This is a genomic window from Mycobacterium bohemicum DSM 44277, from assembly GCF_001053185.1.
In the GTDB taxonomy this organism is placed as follows: Bacteria; Actinomycetota; Actinomycetes; order Mycobacteriales; family Mycobacteriaceae; genus Mycobacterium; species Mycobacterium bohemicum.
The window spans coordinates 1,278,653-1,295,367 of sequence record NZ_CSTD01000001.1; the positions used below are offsets into that span (position 1 = coordinate 1,278,653).

Genomic DNA, 16,715 nt, shown 5'->3' on the forward strand with positions numbered 1-16,715 from the left:
CGTGTTCCGGCATGAGCCCTGAAGCGGAGCGAACGGGTCCACCCTTGCGGCAGGCCGGATTCGATGCCGGTCGTCCGGTGCAAACCGAGGAATTACCAAGCGCGCTGCAATCGAATGAGCCGAGTAGCCGGCGCAGGCTCGTGTACGCGATCGTCGGACTGTGCGTGCTGCTCTACATGGCGTCTTGGGTCGTTTTCGCGAGTATTTACGAACCCAATTTGCAATTCTTCCCCTACTACGCGGTCGATTACAGCCAGGGCTTTGTCAGGCGGGGACTCGGCGGCGAACTCCTGAACCTCTTTCCCGCAGATCTCTACTTTGACGGCCTGTTGGTGTTGCGCTGGCTGATGCCGGCGCTCTTCCTGGTCGGCATCGCGGCGGTGGCGTGGGTGACGGCAGTCAGATTCGGCCGCTCCGAGCGTCGGCTGATGCTGGCCCTGCTCACCCCGGTGCTGCCGTTTGGCTTCGTGCACGCCGTCATGTTGCCAACGCCCGACCTGCTTGGAGAGGCGGCGCTGGCGGTGTTCGCGGTGGTGCTCGCCTTGGCGAAAAAGGATCGATCGCTACCGGTTGCGAGCGGGATTTATGGTATGGCCGTCGGGGTCCTGACGCTGATCCATGAGGCGGTCCCGTTTCTGCAGGCGCTCGGCGCGATCCTGGCGATCGTGGTCCTGGCGCACGGTTCGGCCAGAATGCGGCGCCTGAGCGCACTGCTCGCCGTGGCTCCGGGCTTGGTGGTCGCGCTGGCCATAGCGCTGCTGCGGCAGCGAGACGTGTCGTCGCACTGTGCTCGCTTGCCACACGGAGCCGTCCGCTGGGCACCCGGCCGGAGTCCGCGCGGCGAACACGCCTACGTCGACTATCACGACTGGACGTGTCGCTTCATCACCGTCACGACAAGAAATACCCCTTTCATCGGACCCAACCAGATCGGCTGGGCCCCATTGATCATGTCGACAATGGCGGGAATCGTGATCCTCACGTTGACGCTGGGTGTCATCAGGGGTATTTCCGGCGTGCCCTTCGGGCGATTTCGCCAAACCGTGCGGGGATGGCTCCCATGGGTGACACTGGCGGCACTCTTATTGCTTCCGGTCTTCGCCACCTCAGCCGATTGGACCCGGTGGTGGATAGCAATTTCTTTCGACGTTGGCGTGGTTTATCTGCTCTACGCCAGCCGTCAACCTGAATCCGCCCGGGCGGCCACCAGGCGCACCCGGGTTTGGTTCGCGGTCGCGATCGTCTTTCTGGCTCTGTCACCGATTCCCGCCGCGATCAACACCGAGCAGTCCGTGCGCGGTCTGATAACCCGGTGCCCGCAGCTGGAGAATGACCCGATGTGGGTGGGGATCTGCCCCTGATCGCCATTGCTGTCGAATGGGCCCAGCCCATTCTACAGCTGTGTGATAATGCCTCGATTCCATGACCTCGTCTGCATTTCAGGTAGGTGACCTTGGCCCCGGCCGACAGCGTTAGCCCTACCGAGGCAATACCGGGTCGACGCTCGGAAAAACCGGGATTTCGCCCCGACATCGAAGGCCTGCGCGCCGTCGCGGTGCTCGCCGTGGTGCTGTTTCACGCTGACGTACCGGGGGTTGGCGGTGGATTCGTCGGGGTGGACGTGTTCTTCGTCATCTCGGGCTTCTTGATCACCGGGCTGCTCTGGCGCGAGGCCAACGGCACCGGCACCGTCCGGCTGCGCCGCTTCTATGGAGCGCGGGCCCGCCGACTGCTGCCGGCATCGGCAACGGTCGGCATGATCACCATGATCGCCTCGGCCGTGCTGTTACCCCCGCTGCAGGCCCCACTGGTCATCAACGACGGCATCGCCAGCGCCCTGTACGTCAGCAACTACTGGTTTATCGCGCAACAAGTCGACTACTTCGCCGCGTCCAGGGCGGCATCACCTTTCCAGCACTACTGGTCGTTGGGCGTCGAGGAGCAGTTCTACCTGGTGTGGCCGGCCATGATCATCGGTACGGCCTGGCTCATCCGGCTGGTGCGGCGGCGCACCAGGGCCCAGGCGACCTCCTCGAAACGCCCGTATCTGGTGGTCCTGGCGCTGGTCGCAGCCGTGTCGTTCGTCCTGTCTCTGGCGATCACCTATGTGGTGCCGTTTGTGGCGTTTTTTTCGCTACCCACCCGCGCCTGGCAGTTGGCCGCCGGCGGGCTGGTGGCGCTGACCGCCGGCCGGTGGCGCCGGCTGACGCCACGGGCTGCCGCCTTGAGCGGTTGGGCCGGGCTGGTCCTGATTCTGCTGGCCTGCACCGGGTTGGGCCCGGCCACGCCGTATCCGGGCGTTGCCGCGCTGGTGCCCGTGCTGGGTGCGGCCCTGGTGATCGGCGCCGGCTGCGCCGCCCCTTCGCAGGGATGCGGCCACGCACTGGCGTTTCGGCCGATGCAGGCGATCGGCCGGGTGTCCTACTCGTGGTACCTGTGGCACTGGCCGGTGCTGGTGCTCGCACCTCCGTTGCTCGGCCACCCCCTCGGTCTGGCCGGCAAGTTGGTAACGGTCTTGCTCTCCGGCGGGCTGGCGGTGCTCACCCTGCGGCTCGTCGAGAACCCGCTGCGATTCGCCCCTCGGATCCGCGACTCCGCCCGGACCAGCCTCGCGCTCGGCGGCGCCGCCACCGCGATGGCGGTCGCGGTGGGCGTCGCGCTGCTGGGATCGATTCCCGTGCCGGTCGGGCGCGGCCCGGCGGCCGCGGCGCTGTCCATCACCGCAACACCGCCTCCGGCGGGGTCGACCGTCGACACCTACGACGCAGCGGTGCAGCAGATGTTCGCTCACGTGCAGGCCGCGGTCACGGCATCGGCCGGGCTCAAGGCCGTCCCGTCGAACTTGAACCCACCCCTCGCCGGCGCGGCGGCCGAATACAGGGCCGAGTTTCAAAACGGCTGCCTGCGCAATCTCACCGATGTCGGACAGCCCGAGTGCGCAACCGGCGATACCGCCTCGACCACAACGGTGGCCCTGCTCGGCGACTCGCACGCCACGATGTGGAGCCCGGCGTTCCAGCAGATCGCCACGCAGCGGCACTGGCGGCTGGAGACCCTGGGAAAGGGCGCCTGCACCCCGATGGAATTGCCCATCACCGACGCCATCCGTCGCGCGGTGTCCGACACCTTGTGCAACCAGTGGCGCGCCCAGATCCTCGCCCGGTTACAGGCCGAGCGCCCGCGGCTGGTCGTGGTGAGCATGTACCGCGGGTATGGCTTCGGGCACGGCTACAAGCCGGGCTTCACGTCCTACGACCCCGCGTGGAACGACGGCCTGGCCCGCCTGGTGCAGCAGCTTGGTCGCGCCGGTGCGCAGGTGCTGGTGCTGGGGCCGATCCCGGTTCCACGCGCGGCGGCGCCAATCTGCTTGTCGTCGCATCTCGAGGACGCGGCGGCTTGCTCGTCGCCGATATCGACGGCGGTCAACAAATCCGGCATCGCGGCCGAGGCCGCCGCCACCCGGGCGGCCGGCGGACAATACGCCGACCTCACCGAGCTGTTCTGCACCGCCGACCGCTGCCCGGACATCGTCGGCAACACCCTGGTGTACTTCGACGGCAACCACGTCACACTCGAATACGCCCGCGCGCTGGCCCCGGTGATCGGGGCGCTGGCCGACCTTGCCCTCGCCCACCGTTGACCTCGCGGAATCGATCCGGCCTGTTTGGCAGGTGTGTGATAATGCGTCGACTCTACGGACGCGTCCTTTTCCAAGTAGGTGACCTTGCACCCGGCTGACAGCGTTAGCCCCACCCAAGCAGTACCGAGTCGACGCTCGGAAAAAACGGGATTTCGCCCAGACATCGAGGGCCTGCGCGCGGTTGCGGTCGTGGCCGTTGTCCTCTTTCATGCCGACATACCCGGCGTGGGCGGCGGGTTCGTCGGCGTGGACGTGTTCTTCGTCATCTCCGGCTTCCTGATCACCGGACTGCTCTGGCGCGAGGCGAGGAGCACCGGCACCGTCCGCCTGGCCGGCTTCTACGGTGCGCGGGCCCGCCGACTCTTGCCGGCGTCCGCCACGGTCGGCGTGGTGATCATGCTCGGCGCGGCGGCCCTGGTGCCCGCGTTGCTCTCCCGAGGCATCATCGATGACGGCATCGCCAGCGCGCTGTACGTCAGCAACTACAGGTTCATGCTCCAAGGCGTCGACTACCTCGCCACCAACCTGCCGCCGTCGCCGTTCCAGCACTACTGGTCATTGGGCGTCGAGGAACAGTTCTACCTGGTGTGGCCGGCCTTGATCATCGCGACGGCCTGGCTCATCCGCCGTGCGCGGCGGCGCGCCGCGGCCCCAGCCGACTCCTCGGAGCGCCCGTATCTGGTGGTGCTGGCGCTGGTCGCAGTCGTGTCGTTTGCATTGTCGCTGGTGGCCACTCGCCTCGCACCTCCGGTGGCGTTCTTTTCGCTGCCCACCCGGGCCTGGGAGTTGGCCGTCGGCGGCCTGGTCGCCCTCACCGCCGGCCAATGGCGTCGACTCCCGCCACTGTCTGCCGCCATCGCCGGATGGGGGGGCCTGGCCCTCATCCTGCTGGCATGCATCCGGTTGGGGCGGAGCACGCCCTACCCGGGTACCGCCGCACTGTTGCCCGTGCTGGGCGCGGCACTGGTGATCGGCGCCGGCTGCGCAGCCCCGGCGCGGGGATGCGGCCGCGCGCTGGCGGTGCGGCCGATGCGGGCCATCGGGCGAGTGTCCTACTCGTGGTACCTATGGCACTGGCCGGTGCTGCTGGTGGCGATGCCTGCCGCGGCATGGCCGAAGCAACCGCTCTGGCCGGCAATTGCAGCGATCGTGCTTTCCCTCGGGCTGGCCGTGCTCACCCTCCGTTTCATCGAGAACCCGCTGCGGTTCGCCGGTCCGGTGCGCCGGTCAGCCTCCCGCAGCCTCGCGGTCGGCGGTGCCGCCACCGCGGTAGCGGTCTGCGTGGGTGTGGCGCTGCTGGCCGTGGTGCCCACCCCGGTCGGCCGTGGCCCGGCAGCGCCCGCGCTGACCATCACCGCAACGCCGCCGCCCAACGGCTCCGACATCGCCGCGTACGACGCGGCGATCCGGAGCCGCCCAACGGCTCCGACATCGCCGCGTACGACGCGGCGATCCGGCAGGCGTTCGCGCAGGTGCAGGCCGCGGTCACGGCCTCGGCCGACCTCAAAGCGGTCCCCTCGAACCTGAATCCGCCGCTTGCCGACGCCAAGGAAAGACCACTCGGCTCCAAAGGCTGCCTGCGCGATATTCTCCTCGTCGATCATCCCCAGTGCGCGACGGGCGACACCGCCTCGTCGACGACGGTGGCCCTGGTCGGTGACTCGAACGCGGCGATGTGGGAGCCGGCGTTCGAGGAGGTCGCCGCGCAGCGGCACTGGCGGCTCGAGACCCTGGCCAAGGGCTACTGCCCCTTGCTGGATTTGCCCATCGCCATCCCCCTGTTCGGCCGGGAGTACACCGAGTGTGAGCAGTGGCGGGGTCAGATCCTTGCCCGGTTACAGGCCGAGCATCCGCGGCTCGTCGTGCTGAGCATGATGCGGCGATACGGCGCCGAATACGGTTGGGCGTCGGGTTTCACGTCCTACGACCCGGCGTGGATCGCCGGCCTGACCCGTCAAGTGCAACAGCTGCGCCGCACCGGTGCGGCAGTGCTGGTGCTTGGCGCGATCCCGGACCCGCAGTCGGTGGTGCCCCTATGCCTGTCCCTCCACCTCGACGACGCGAGCGCATGCTCGCCGCCGACGTCGAAGGCCGTGAACCGCGCGGGCATCGCGGCCGAGTCCGCCGCCACCAAAGCCGACGGCGGGCAGTACGCCGACCTCACCGAGCTGTTCTGCACCGCCGACCGCTGCCCGGTCATCGTCGGCAACACCCTGGTATATCGGGATCAGGACCACGTGACGTTCGAATACAGTCGGCTTTTGGCCCCCGTTGTGGGCGCCCTGGCCGACCGCGCACTTGCCCCGGGTTGACATGGAGCGCACGCCCGCAACGCGCGCCGGTCGCGCGCTTCCTTCGCCCAGTAACGAGAGGGATCGGATTGTGTCGACATCTGTGCTGATCACCGGCGGGGCGGGATTCATCGGATCCGCGCTGGCCCGCCGCCTCGTCGAAGCCGGCTACGACGTCGCCGTGATGGACGTCTTGCACCCGCAGGTGCATGGCGCGGGTTCGGCGATCGACCTGCCGCCATCGGTGCGGTTGTGCACCGGCGACGTCACCCATGCGCCCGACTGGGATGCCGTGCTGCGGTTGTGCCGGCCGTCCCAGATCGTCCATCTGGCGGCCGAGACCGGAACGGCGCAGTCGCTGTCGGAAGCGACGCGCCACGGCTCGGTGAACGTCGTGGGAACAACGCAGCTGCTTGACGCCCTCAGCCGCTCGACGCACATACCCGAGCAGTTCGTGCTGGCCTCGTCGAGAGCCGTCTACGGCGAAGGCTCCTGGCAATACGGATCCGAGGTCTTCTACCCGCAGCCGCGCAGCCACGCTCAGCTCGTGGCCGGTAGCTGGGATCCGCAAGGGCCCGCGGGTGAAGCCGCGGTGCCGCTGCCGAGCTGCGCCACGCGAACGGAACCGCGGCCCACCAACATCTATGCCGCGACCAAGCTCGCCCAGGAGCACATCTTGGCCGCCTGGGCGGCCGCCCATGACACCCGTCTCAGCGTGCTGCGGCTGCAGAATGTCTACGGACCGGGCCAGTCGCTGACGAACTCATACACCGGAATCGTCGCCCTCTTCGCGCGCTTGGCACGCGGCCAGCGCGCACTGGACGTCTACGAAGACGGACGAATCGTGCGCGACTTCGTCTATATCGACGATGTCGTCGAGGCGCTGTTCGCCGCGATCGAGGCGCCCGCGGCGCCGCGACGCTGCCTCGATATCGGATCCGGTGTCCCGACGACCATCCATGAGCTGGCGCGAACGATTGCCGCGATTTGCGATGCCCCCGAACCGGTCGTCGTGGGGAAGTTCCGTGACGGCGACGTGCGCGCCGCGAGGTGCGACATCGAGCCGGCAACGAAGGAACTTGACTGGCGCCCGAAGTGGGCGCTCGAGGAGGGGCTGCGTGCCCTGCTGGACTGGATCGGCGAGCAGCCCGACGAAGCAGCTTCCGGGCCAACCGATCACACGCGCGTGACAGCCTCGGTCAAGTAACGAACGGCCGGGTCAGCCGACCCGCTTGAGGCGGGCGAACTCTTCCACCAGATCGGCGGTGGTCGCGACGCTGTCGGCGGGTTTGGTCATCCGGGTGGCGAGCTCGCGAGCCCGGGTGAGGCATTGCGGGTCCAGGACAGTGCGAAGGTCCGCAACCAACGATTTCTCGGTGGTGGCCGAAAAGCGCCGGCCGGTCCCCACCTTCAGTCGTTTGACCCGCGCTCCCCACAGCCCCTGATCGGGCAACGTCCAGAGGATCAGCGTCGGCAGTCCCGCGCGCAGACCCGCGTTCGTGGTGCCGCAGCCGCCGTGATGCACGAACGCGCGGCAGGCGGGCAGGGCCGCCGCGTAATTCATCACGCCGACCACTTTGACGTGCTCGCCGTGCGGGGCCTTGCTGTAGTCGGATCCGGCGGCACACACCAACGCCCGCTCACCCAGCTGCGCGCAGGCCGAGCTGATCATGGCCAGCGTGTCGGCCGCGGACTCGACGCCCACGCTGCCAAATCCGAAGCAGATCGGCGGCGTTCCCGCGGCGATCCACGACGCGACTTCCTCATCGGCGTCCGTCGGCAACTCCATCGTCAGCGCGCCGACGAACGGCCTCCTCGGGGGTCGTTGCTCATTCCAGCTGGCCCATTCGGCGGCCAGCCCCGGATAGCACACCTCGTCGTAGGCCTGGATTTCCAGCGAACCGCGTTCGGTGATCCGACGCGGCCAGGGGCTCGTCGCCTCCGGTAAACCGAGCTCGCGGCGCTGCGCGTCCTCGACCTTCTTCCCTCCGCGCCAGGCCGCCCAGTCGAGCAGCCTCGTCGCGGAGCGGGCCAACGGCGCAGGCAGGAACGGCAGGAGCCTGCCGTTGGCTCGCAGCGGGAAGATGTGCAGGGTGGCGAACGGAATGCCGCAATACTCCGCGGCGTTGAGCGCGTCGTCCTCGAAATTCATGCCGGTGAGCAGCAGGTCGGCCCCGTCCGCGAGCGACGTCAGCGTCTTGCTGACCTCCGGCCGGCACCGGGTGAGGGGCGTCGCATAATCGGCCGACAACCTGCTCAGCTCCTTGACCCGCCAGGGTTTGGTGAACAAGCCGGCCCAGAAATCGCGATGCGGGTCCAGGATGGCTTTCAATTCCGGTCCGTACGCCACCGCCGTGGGACCGGCCGCCTCGACGAAGCTCACCATCTCGGGGGCGACGGCCATGTGGACGTAGTGCCCGCGGCGCACCAGCTCGCGGCCGACAGTGACGTAGGGCTCGACTTCCCCGCGAGTTCCCCAGTTTGCCAGCACAAATTTCATCGGCGAGGTCCTAGCCTTTCACTGCCCGTGCGCATGCTGGGAACGGAAGCGGCAGGCCGCGTCCCCGGCTCAGCCGCCCAGCAGCATAACCCGGTACCCGCGCTGTCGAACTGGAAGCCGGAAATCTGGCAAACGGCAGACAGGCAACCCGGCCGAAGCCTGGCGTCCGTCGTCGAGCCGGCCGCTGCACCAGTAGTTGAAGATTCGGCCGAGTCGTGTTGAACAGGTGTGTGATAATTCCTCGACTTGAAGAACGCATCCTCTCGTTAGGTAGGTGACCGTGCGCCGGGCCGACAGCGTTAGCCCTACCGAAGAAGTGCGGCGCAAGCATCCGCCCCAGAAGGAATTTCGCCCGGACATCGAGGGCTTGCGCGCCGTCGCGGTGGTGGCCGTCGTCCTGTTCCACGCCCACGTGCCCGGTCTGAGCGGTGGGCTTGTCGGCGTGGACGTGTTCTTTATCATCTCGGGTTTTCTGATCACCGGACTGCTCTGGCGCGAGGCAAGCACCACCGGAACCGTCGGGTTGCGCCGCTTCTATGGGGCGCGGGCCCGCCGACTGCTCCCGGCGTCCGCCACGGTAGGCGTCGTCATCATGCTCGGCGCGGCCGCCCTGTCACCGGTATTGCAGTCCCGGAGCGTCTTCTATGACGGCATTGCCAGCGCGTTGTACGTCAGTAACTACCGGTTCATGCTTCAGGGCGTCGACTATCTCGCCGATGCCCTACCGTCGCCGTTCCTGCACTACTGGTCGTTGGGCGTCGAGGAGCAGTTCTACCTGGTGTGGCCAGCCCTGATCATCGGCACGGCGTGGGTCATCCGGCATACGCGGCGACGCGCCGGAGCCCTGGCCGCCCCCTCGGAGCGCCCGTATCTGATCGTCCTGGCGCTCGTCGCGGCGCTGTCATTTGCGCTGTCACTCGTGTTCACTCGCGCGGTGCCCCCCGTGGCGTTCTTTTCGCTGCCCACCCGCGCCTGGGAGTTGGCCGTCGGCGGCCTGGTGGCCCTCACCGCCGGCCAGTGGCGCCGACTCCCGGCACTTGCCGCCGTGATCGCGGGATGCGCAGGGCTGGGGCTGATCCTCCTAGCCTGCGTCCGGCTGGGCCCGGCGACGCCCTATCCAGGAACCGCCGCGCTGTTGCCCGTGCTGGGTGCGGCGGTGGTGATCGGCGCGGGCTGCGCCGCCCCCGCTCAGGGAATCGGACGTGTATTGGCAATGCGGCCGATGCGGGCGCTTGGCCGGGTGTCGTACTCGTGGTACCTGTGGCACTGGCCGTTGCTGCAGGTGGTTCCACCGTCAGCGACCCATACCCTTTGGGTAAGGCTGACGGAGGTTTTGCTGTCCCTTGGGCTGGCCTTCTTTACTCTGCGTTTCATCGAGAATCCGGTGCGCTTCGCCGCTCCCCTGCGCCGGTCGGCCAACCGCAGTCTCGCCGTTGGCGGTGCGGCCACCACAATCGCAGCCGCCGTCGGCGTGGCCCTCCTGGTATGGATGCCCGTGCCGGTCGGCCGCGGTCCTGCGGCTCCGGCGCTGACCGTCACCGCGGCGACTCCACCCACCGGTTCCAGCGTGGAGGCATACGACGCGGCGGTGCAGCATGTGTTCGCGGAGGTGCAGGCTGCGGTCGCAGCATCCGTCGGGCTGAAAGCCATCCCTTCGAACCTCACCCCGCCGCTTGCCGGCGTAACCGCCGAAGTTAAGGCCTTGTATTTGGACGGCTGCCTTCGTAATTTGTTCGAAGTCGGCCAGCCCGAGTGCGCCAGCGGCGAACCCGCCTCAACCACGACGGTGGCTCTGGTCGGTGACTCGGATGCTGCGATGTGGAATCCTGCGTTCGTGGAGGTCGCCAAACAGCGGCACTGGCGGCTGGAGACCATGACAAAGGCCGCATGTCCAATGCTCGACCTTCCCACCATCAACGGGGCCGTTGACCGGGCCTACACCGAGTGCGACCAGTGGCGCGGTCAGATCACCGCACGGCTACAGACAGAGCGACCGCGGCTCGTTGTGCTGAGCATGAGGCGGGCATATCGGCAGTCCGGTATCACGTCCTACGACCCGGCGTGGATCGACGCCCTGAACCGCCTGGTGAAGAAGCTCCGCGGCAGCGGCGCGCAGGTGCTGGTCCTCGGGCCGATCCCGGATCCGCAGTCAATCGTGCCGGACTGCCTGGCCGACCACCTCGCCGACGCGACCGCCTGCACTCCGCCAACCTCGAAGGCGGTGAACCAGATCGGCATCGCCGCCGAAGCCGCGGCCACCAAAGCTGGCGGCGCACAATACTCGGACCTCACTGAGCTGTTCTGTACCCCCGATCGCTGCCCGGTCATCGTGGGCAACAGCCTGGTCTACCTGGACGAGGCGCACCTGACGCGCGAATACTCCCGGCAACTGGCCCCGGTTATGGGGGCGCTGGCCGATCGCACGCTCGCCAGCGGTTGACCTGGCGCGGCGCGTTGGGCGCGCTCCCGCACATGGTTCGCCTGATCACCACTGACTGCGGGTCACCCGGCTTGAGCGGCGGTCCTACGCTTCATCCCCAGCGGGCCCCTTGAGGTACCACGGATTGGCCCTCGCCCACTCGATGGTGCGGCGGATCCCTTCCTCGACATCGACCCGAAGCCGCCACCCCAACTCGCGCTGCGCCTTGGTCGAGTCCGGGATGCGACGGGGGATGTCCTCGTAGCGACCCCCGTATCGGGCGCCGGTGTCGACAGCTTCGGCGCTCGACACCGAGTCGACGTCCGCGATCTTGATCGCCAGTGCGACGGCGTCGCGCATGGTGGTCTCGGTCATGCTGCCGATGTTGAAGGCCTCGCCGATCGCGGCGTCGCTGTCGGCCGCGAGCAGGGTGCCGGCGATGGCGTCGTCGACGTAGGTGAAACAGCGCGTCTGGTCACCCGAGTCGTACAGCAACGGCTGGCGACCATTGAGAATCCGGTGGATGCTCTGCGAAATCACGAAAATCGGATTCTGCCGGGGGCCATAGACATTGAAGTAGCGCACCACCGTCACCGGCAACCCGTAAGCGCTGTGCATCGCGAACACGAGATGCTCGGCCATGGCCTTGCTGGTGCTGTAGCTCCACCGCGCCGTCCTCGTCGAACCGAGGACGCGGTCGTCGTCCTCGGCGAACGGTGGGTTGGGATTCTTCCCGAACACCTCGGAGGTGCTGGCGAACACCACGCGTGTTCCGTGCCGCCGACTCAGCTGCAGGACGTTGCGCGTGCCGATCACGTTGACGTCGAGTACACCGAGCGGATCGTCGAGGTAGTTCTTGACACCGACGACGGCGGCCAGGTGAAAGACCGTGTCGACGCCGGGCGTCAGGGCTTTTTCCAGCGCGCTCAGGTCGGTGACGTCGCCTTGCACGAACCGGAAGTTGGGGTGCCGGTCAAAATCGATGCTGGTGTCCCGGGTGTTCTTGGCGAAGTCGAACACCGTGACGGAGTCTCCGCGGTCCAGCAGTGCGGAGACCAAATGCGATCCGATGAAGCCGTAGCCGCCCGTTACGACGACATTGGACATATTTGCTCTTTCGTTTGCTTTCGGCGGGCTATCGGCCGCTTATCGACCTATCCCCTTATAGACGAAGCCGGCGGCGCGCACCGCGGCCGGGTCGAAGCTGTTCCGTCCGTCGAGGAACACGCACCCGGCGGCCGTCAGCTCCGCGAGCCGCACCAGTGGGATCTGGTGGAATTCCCGGTGCCCCGCCAGAACCACCAAGGCGTCGGCGTCCTTGGCCGCCGACTCGATGTCGGGGGTCAGCGGGATCTTGGTCACCGTGTGGGCTTCCTCGTCCGGCACCCACGGGTCATGGATCGACAGCTGGCAGCCGGACTCCTCGAGCATGTCGACGACGTACTTGGTGGGTGTGAGCCGGCAGTCGCCGGTGTTGTTCTTGAACGCGATGCCCAGCACCGCGATCTTGGTGGTTTCGATCGCCTTGCCCTGGTCGGCGAGCAGCTGCGTGAGCAGCCCGTAGGTGTAGGCCGGCATCGTGTCGTTGACGGTCCTCGACGTCCGCGGAATCGCCAGCTCCAACCCCACGGATTCGCCCAGATGGTTGACGAACCACGGGTCCTTTGTCAGGCAGTAGCCGCCGACGCCCATGCTCGGCCGCAGGATGTTGGCATCGCGCCCGCCCTTGGGCATCGTGTTGGCCGCCTCGATGACCTGGAGGGCGTCCATCCCGAGCCGGTCGCAGACCTTGGCCAGCTCGTTGGCCAGCGCGACGTTGAGGTCGACCCACAAGTTGTCGGCAAGCTTGACCATTTCGGCGGTCCGCGGATCGTCGACCACCACAGAGTCCACTCCCAGCGCGTGGCGCCACAGGGTCGAGCAGGCGCGAGCGCTGCGCTCGTCGACGGCGCCGACCACCACGGGGATCGATGTCAGCTCGCGGATGGCCTGGCCTTCGGCGAGCCGCTCGGGGCAGAACGCCAACCCGAAGTCGACGCCGGCCCGCAGGCCCGAGACCTCCTCGAGGATCGGCCGGACGAGGGTTTCGGTGGTGTCGGGCGGCACGGTGCTCTTGAGGATGACCAGGTGGCCGGAACGCAGGTGCTGCCCCACGGCCTTCGCCGCCGCCTTGATGTCGTCGACGATCGGCTCGAAGTCCGGGCCGAGCGGCGTGCCGACGGTCACGATGACGAAGTCATTGTCGGCCAGCGCGCCGAAATCGGTGGTGGCGCGAAGCCGGCCGACTCGCACGCTGTTGGACACCAGTTCGCCAAGGCCCGGCTCCGGCACGGTGCTCTTGCCCAGGTTGATCTCGTCGACGACGCTCTGCCGCACGTCGATCCCCGTCACGGGCCAGCCGCGGTCGGCCAGCACGGCGCCGATCACGGTGCCGATGTAGCCGAAGCCCACCACCGCGATGCCCGAGCGCATGCCTCGCACCAGGAGGTCGACCTCAGCATCGCTGCGTCCGAACACGCCTTGAGCCATCGCGGAACCCAGCCCTTCAGTCCCCCGTGCCCTTTCCGTGAATCGAAAGCGGCGACCTCCCACCCCCGCTGACCCGTCCGGAGTCTAATCCAACACCCATCCAATAGGCCTGGAATCCCCAAGTTTCGGTTGGGCGCCCGACGCGACCGGGTCGTTGTCACCCGAAGGGCCACCGGGCGAAGGGACGAGGAGTTCAGGACGGCTGACGGAGCGGAAGTCCGGCAGCGCGGTAGATCGCATCGACGACGGTCATGTTCTCGATCGCGCTTTGCGGCGTTGTCTTCACCGGTTCCCCGCGCAGCACCGCCCCGGCGAAAGCGTCGAGCTGATACGAGTAGGCAGAGCGCCGCGGGAAGCGCTCCACCCGCTTTCCGTCGGCCGAGCGGACGGAGAGCCGCGGCAGGAGGTGGGGCGCCGCCGGGCTGAGGTAACGCAGCTGCCCGCGCCCGCCAACTATCTTGGCGCTCGCCCGGAACAGATCGGACGACCACTGCGCGCAGTGCAGCCGGCCCGTGTGCCCGCCGGCAAACCGCAACTCGGCCGTCGCGGCCCGGTCCACCTGGGGACCGCCCAGCTTGGCCCGTGCCGAAACGACTTCGGGGGTCGAACCGCCGAACGCTCGAAGCATGTCGGCCAGATAAACGCCGGTGTTCATGACCGCACCGCCGGCGAGGGAGTAGTCATAGGCGTTGGGGTTGGAGCGCCTTGGCAGTAACGCGCAGACGGCAATCTCCACCCGCTCCAGGTTGCCCAGCTCTCCCGACGCGATGATCTGCTCGACGCGCGCAGTCAACGGGTGGTAGCGATACTGCAGCGCCTCCATCACCACCCGGTCCGATTTGGCGACCAGATCGGCGACCTCGCGGGCCTCGGCGGCATTGGCGGTGAACGGCTTCTGGCACAGCACGTGCTTGCCCGCGTCCAGCGCGGCCCGGGTCCACCTGCCGTGCGCGCTTGTGGGCAGCAGGTTGTAGACCGCGTCCAGGTCGGGATCGGCGATCAGCGCCGCGTAGTCGTCATGCACCCGGACGATGCCGTGTTCGGCGGCGAAAACTCGCGCGCGGGAGACGTTGCGTGAGGCCACCGCGGCCACCACGACGTCAGTGTTTTCCCTCGCCGGGTTGAGGAGCGTCATCGGCGCCCAGTGCGACGCGCCCAGGACGCCGATCCGCACCGGGGCGGCCCCGCGTCCAGGCATGGGGGCGATGCTAGCAGTCGGCCCTGGTCAATCCGGAGATACGAGCGAGGCTCGGGTGGTGCGGTTGTGGCGCGGCGAACACCCGCGTGCCACCGAGATGGCCGAGATGCCCGGCGGGAAGATCGGATGCGACCCCGACGGCGTTCACAGGTCGGCTACCGGGACCGGATGCTACGATCCCGATTCGCCCGGACCGGGCAAGGATTGGGGCGTCATCCCAGCTGAGGAGCTCGATTGGCGGACGGCGATTCGAGTGCGCGCGCGACCGAACGCGTCGTGTGGGACGTGATCGTCGTGGGCACCGGCATGGGCGGCGGAATGCTGGGCTACTCGCTGGCCCGCTCGGGCCGGCGGGTGCTATTCGTCGAGAAAGGACGATCGACCCTGCCCGGGACGCCGGGAACCATCCGTGACGCGATGCCCGAACTGGCCGAACCGAGGGCGGCCCGTTCCGCGGGGGCGTACTACGACGCCCTGGCCCGCGCCGGGCGCACCACCGACGAGATCGAAGACATCAGCGGGCGCTTCCCCAAGCGCTTCGTGCCGTTCATCGGTGCCGGCACCGGCGGCTCCTCGGCCCTCTACGGCATGGTCTGCGAACGCTTCTTCGCCCAAGACTTCACCCCCCGCCAAAACTTCCGCGACCCCGGCGACTCCACCGTGCCCGAGGCCTGGCCGATCACCTACGACCAGCTCAGCCCCTGGTACGCCCAAGCCGAAAAACAGCTCGGCGTGCGCGGCGCACCACCGACGAGATCGAAGACATCAGCGGGCGCTTCCCCAAGCGCTTCGTGCCGTTCATCGGTGCCGGCACCGGCGGCTCCTCGGCCCTCTACGGCATGGTCTGCGAACGCTTCTTCGCCCAAGACTTCACCCCCCGCCAAAACTTCCGCGACCCCGGCGACTCCACCGTGCCCGAGGCCTGGCCGATCACCTACGACCAGCTCAGCCCCTGGTACGCCCAAGCCGAAAAACAGCTCGGCGTGCGCGGCGCGCCCGACCCTCTGCGCCCCGAATCCGCCGCCGTCGGGCTGCCCCCGGCACCGCCTTTTTCGGCGGACAACCAGCCGCTGGTCAACTACCTGACCGGCCGCGGACTGCACCCCTACCACCTGCCGATGGCCTGCGACTACACCGACGACTGTGCCACCTGCCAAACCTATCTGTGTGCCCGGTCGTGCAAGAACGACGCCGCCCGCAACGGCGTGCTGCCCGCAGTAACCGAGCACGGCGCCCACCTGTTGCCCGAATGCCGCGTCGTGCGCCTCGAGGCCGACCGCACCAAGGTCACCCAGGTGATCGCCCAGCATCACGGCGACATGCTGGCCCTCAAGGCCAAGGTGGTGGTGCTGGCCGCCGGAGCCCTGGCCACCCCGGTGCTGCTGCTCAACTCCCGATCGGGGGACTGGCCACGCGGACTCGCCAACGGCTCGGACTATGTGGGCCGCAATCTGATGCGCCATTTGCTGGACCCGATCGAGGTGTGGCCGCACCCCAACCACCGGACCGACGCCGCGAACAAGGAGATCGGGCTCAACGACTTCTATTTCATTGAGGGACAGAAACACGGCACCCTGCAATCGTTCGGCGCGATACCGCCGATGCAGTGGCTGACCAACCGCCCCGACTGGCGGGGCAGGGCGCTGCGCGCGATGAGCCCCGCGGTGCGCCAGATCTACACGCGGTTCTTCACCGGCGGACTGGTGCTGGCCGCGATGACGGAAGACCTGCCTTATTTGGACAATCGCGTCCTGCCCTACGACCGGCCCAGCCTGGACGGCCGCCAGCGGCTACGCATGCAGTATCGCTTGCACCCCAGCGAGATCCAACGTCGCGCGGCCTTCTTGCGGCAGCTCAAAGACGTGTTGAAGCCGTTCCGCCACATGCCCGTCGGGAGCGGTGAAGCCAATGCGAACCTGGGTCACGCCTGCGGCACGTGTCGCTTTGGCGCCGATCCCAAAACCAGCGTGCTGGACCCGCACAACCGGGCACACGAAGTCGACAACCTCTACGTGGTGGACACCTCGTTCTTTCCCTCGAGCGCCGGTTTGAACCCCAGCTTGACCGTCGCGGCCAACGCCCTGCGGGTGGCCGACCACCTGAACCAGGCGCATTTCGCCGCCTGACCCGGTCGATCG

9 protein-coding genes and 1 pseudogene are annotated in these 16,715 nt (G+C 67.8%); 6 read left to right on the forward strand and 4 right to left on the reverse strand.

Translation table 11 applies throughout. From position 1 onward, the window contains the following. Window positions 1–11: 11 nt before the first annotated feature. From BN971_RS05870 to BN971_RS05885, 4 genes and pseudogenes are all read left to right on the forward strand, one after another. Complete coding sequence (locus tag BN971_RS05870) at window positions 12–1,361, forward strand: hypothetical protein (RefSeq protein WP_139027051.1); 1,350 nt, start codon at window positions 12–14, stop codon at window positions 1,359–1,361. A gap of 128 nt (window positions 1,362–1,489) precedes the next feature. Beyond that, window positions 1,490–3,640, forward strand: a complete 2,151-nt coding sequence (locus BN971_RS05875) for an acyltransferase family protein (RefSeq protein ID WP_245836648.1) — start codon at window positions 1,490–1,492, stop codon at window positions 3,638–3,640. An 84-nt stretch (window positions 3,641–3,724) separates the two neighbouring features. Next, a pseudogene (locus BN971_RS05880) lies at window positions 3,725–5,952 on the forward strand (acyltransferase family protein). A gap of 82 nt (window positions 5,953–6,034) precedes the next feature. Further along, on the forward strand, window positions 6,035–7,138 hold the full coding sequence (locus BN971_RS05885) for an NAD-dependent epimerase/dehydratase family protein (protein WP_085180216.1): 1,104 nt from the start codon (window positions 6,035–6,037) through the stop codon (window positions 7,136–7,138). A gap of 12 nt (window positions 7,139–7,150) precedes the next feature. Here the strand turns inward: BN971_RS05885 and BN971_RS05890 are convergent, their stop codons facing one another. Then, window positions 7,151–8,431 (reverse strand): glycosyltransferase, encoded by a 1,281-nt coding sequence (locus tag BN971_RS05890; protein ID WP_085180217.1) that lies wholly within the window; start codon window positions 8,429–8,431, stop codon window positions 7,151–7,153. Between the two features lie 274 nt (window positions 8,432–8,705). On the opposite strand from BN971_RS05890, the gene BN971_RS05895 reads away from it, so the two are divergent. After that, window positions 8,706–10,871, forward strand: a complete 2,166-nt coding sequence (locus BN971_RS05895; RefSeq protein WP_085180218.1) for an acyltransferase family protein — start codon at window positions 8,706–8,708, stop codon at window positions 10,869–10,871. 84 nt (window positions 10,872–10,955) lie between these two features. On the opposite strand, the gene BN971_RS05900 is transcribed toward BN971_RS05895, so the two are convergent. The 3 genes from BN971_RS05900 to BN971_RS05910 all read right to left on the reverse strand — a co-directional run bounded on the left by BN971_RS05900 (window position 10,956) and on the right by BN971_RS05910 (window position 14,577). Beyond that, a complete protein-coding gene (locus BN971_RS05900; RefSeq protein WP_085180219.1) occupies window positions 10,956–11,957 on the reverse strand; it encodes an NAD-dependent epimerase/dehydratase family protein in 1,002 nt (333 codons plus the stop codon). Between the two features lie 39 nt (window positions 11,958–11,996). Continuing rightward, window positions 11,997–13,379, reverse strand: a complete 1,383-nt coding sequence (locus BN971_RS05905; protein ID WP_085180220.1) for a nucleotide sugar dehydrogenase — start codon at window positions 13,377–13,379, stop codon at window positions 11,997–11,999. 193 nt (window positions 13,380–13,572) lie between these two features. Beyond that, complete coding sequence (locus BN971_RS05910; RefSeq protein WP_085180221.1) at window positions 13,573–14,577, reverse strand: Gfo/Idh/MocA family protein; 1,005 nt, start codon at window positions 14,575–14,577, stop codon at window positions 13,573–13,575. A 791-nt stretch (window positions 14,578–15,368) separates the two neighbouring features. On the opposite strand from BN971_RS05910, the gene BN971_RS05915 reads away from it, so the two are divergent. Then, window positions 15,369–16,703 carry a GMC oxidoreductase gene (locus BN971_RS05915; RefSeq protein ID WP_249262706.1) on the forward strand — a complete coding sequence of 445 codons (1,335 nt, stop codon included), beginning with the start codon at window positions 15,369–15,371 and terminating at the stop codon, window positions 16,701–16,703. The last annotated feature ends 12 nt before the right edge of the window (window positions 16,704–16,715 follow it).

Coding starts and splice junctions, on each gene's coding strand:
- BN971_RS05870 (WP_139027051.1), top strand. CDS start 12: ATGAGCCCTGAAGCGGAGCGAACGGGTCCACCCTTGCGGCAGGCCGGA.
- BN971_RS05890 (WP_085180217.1), bottom strand. CDS start 8,431: ATGAAATTTGTGCTGGCAAACTGGGGAACTCGCGGGGAAGTCGAGCCC.
- BN971_RS05900 (WP_085180219.1), bottom strand. CDS start 11,957: ATGTCCAATGTCGTCGTAACGGGCGGCTACGGCTTCATCGGATCGCAT.
- BN971_RS05905 (WP_085180220.1), bottom strand. CDS start 13,379: ATGGCTCAAGGCGTGTTCGGACGCAGCGATGCTGAGGTCGACCTCCTG.
- BN971_RS05910 (WP_085180221.1), bottom strand. CDS start 14,577: ATGCCTGGACGCGGGGCCGCCCCGGTGCGGATCGGCGTCCTGGGCGCG.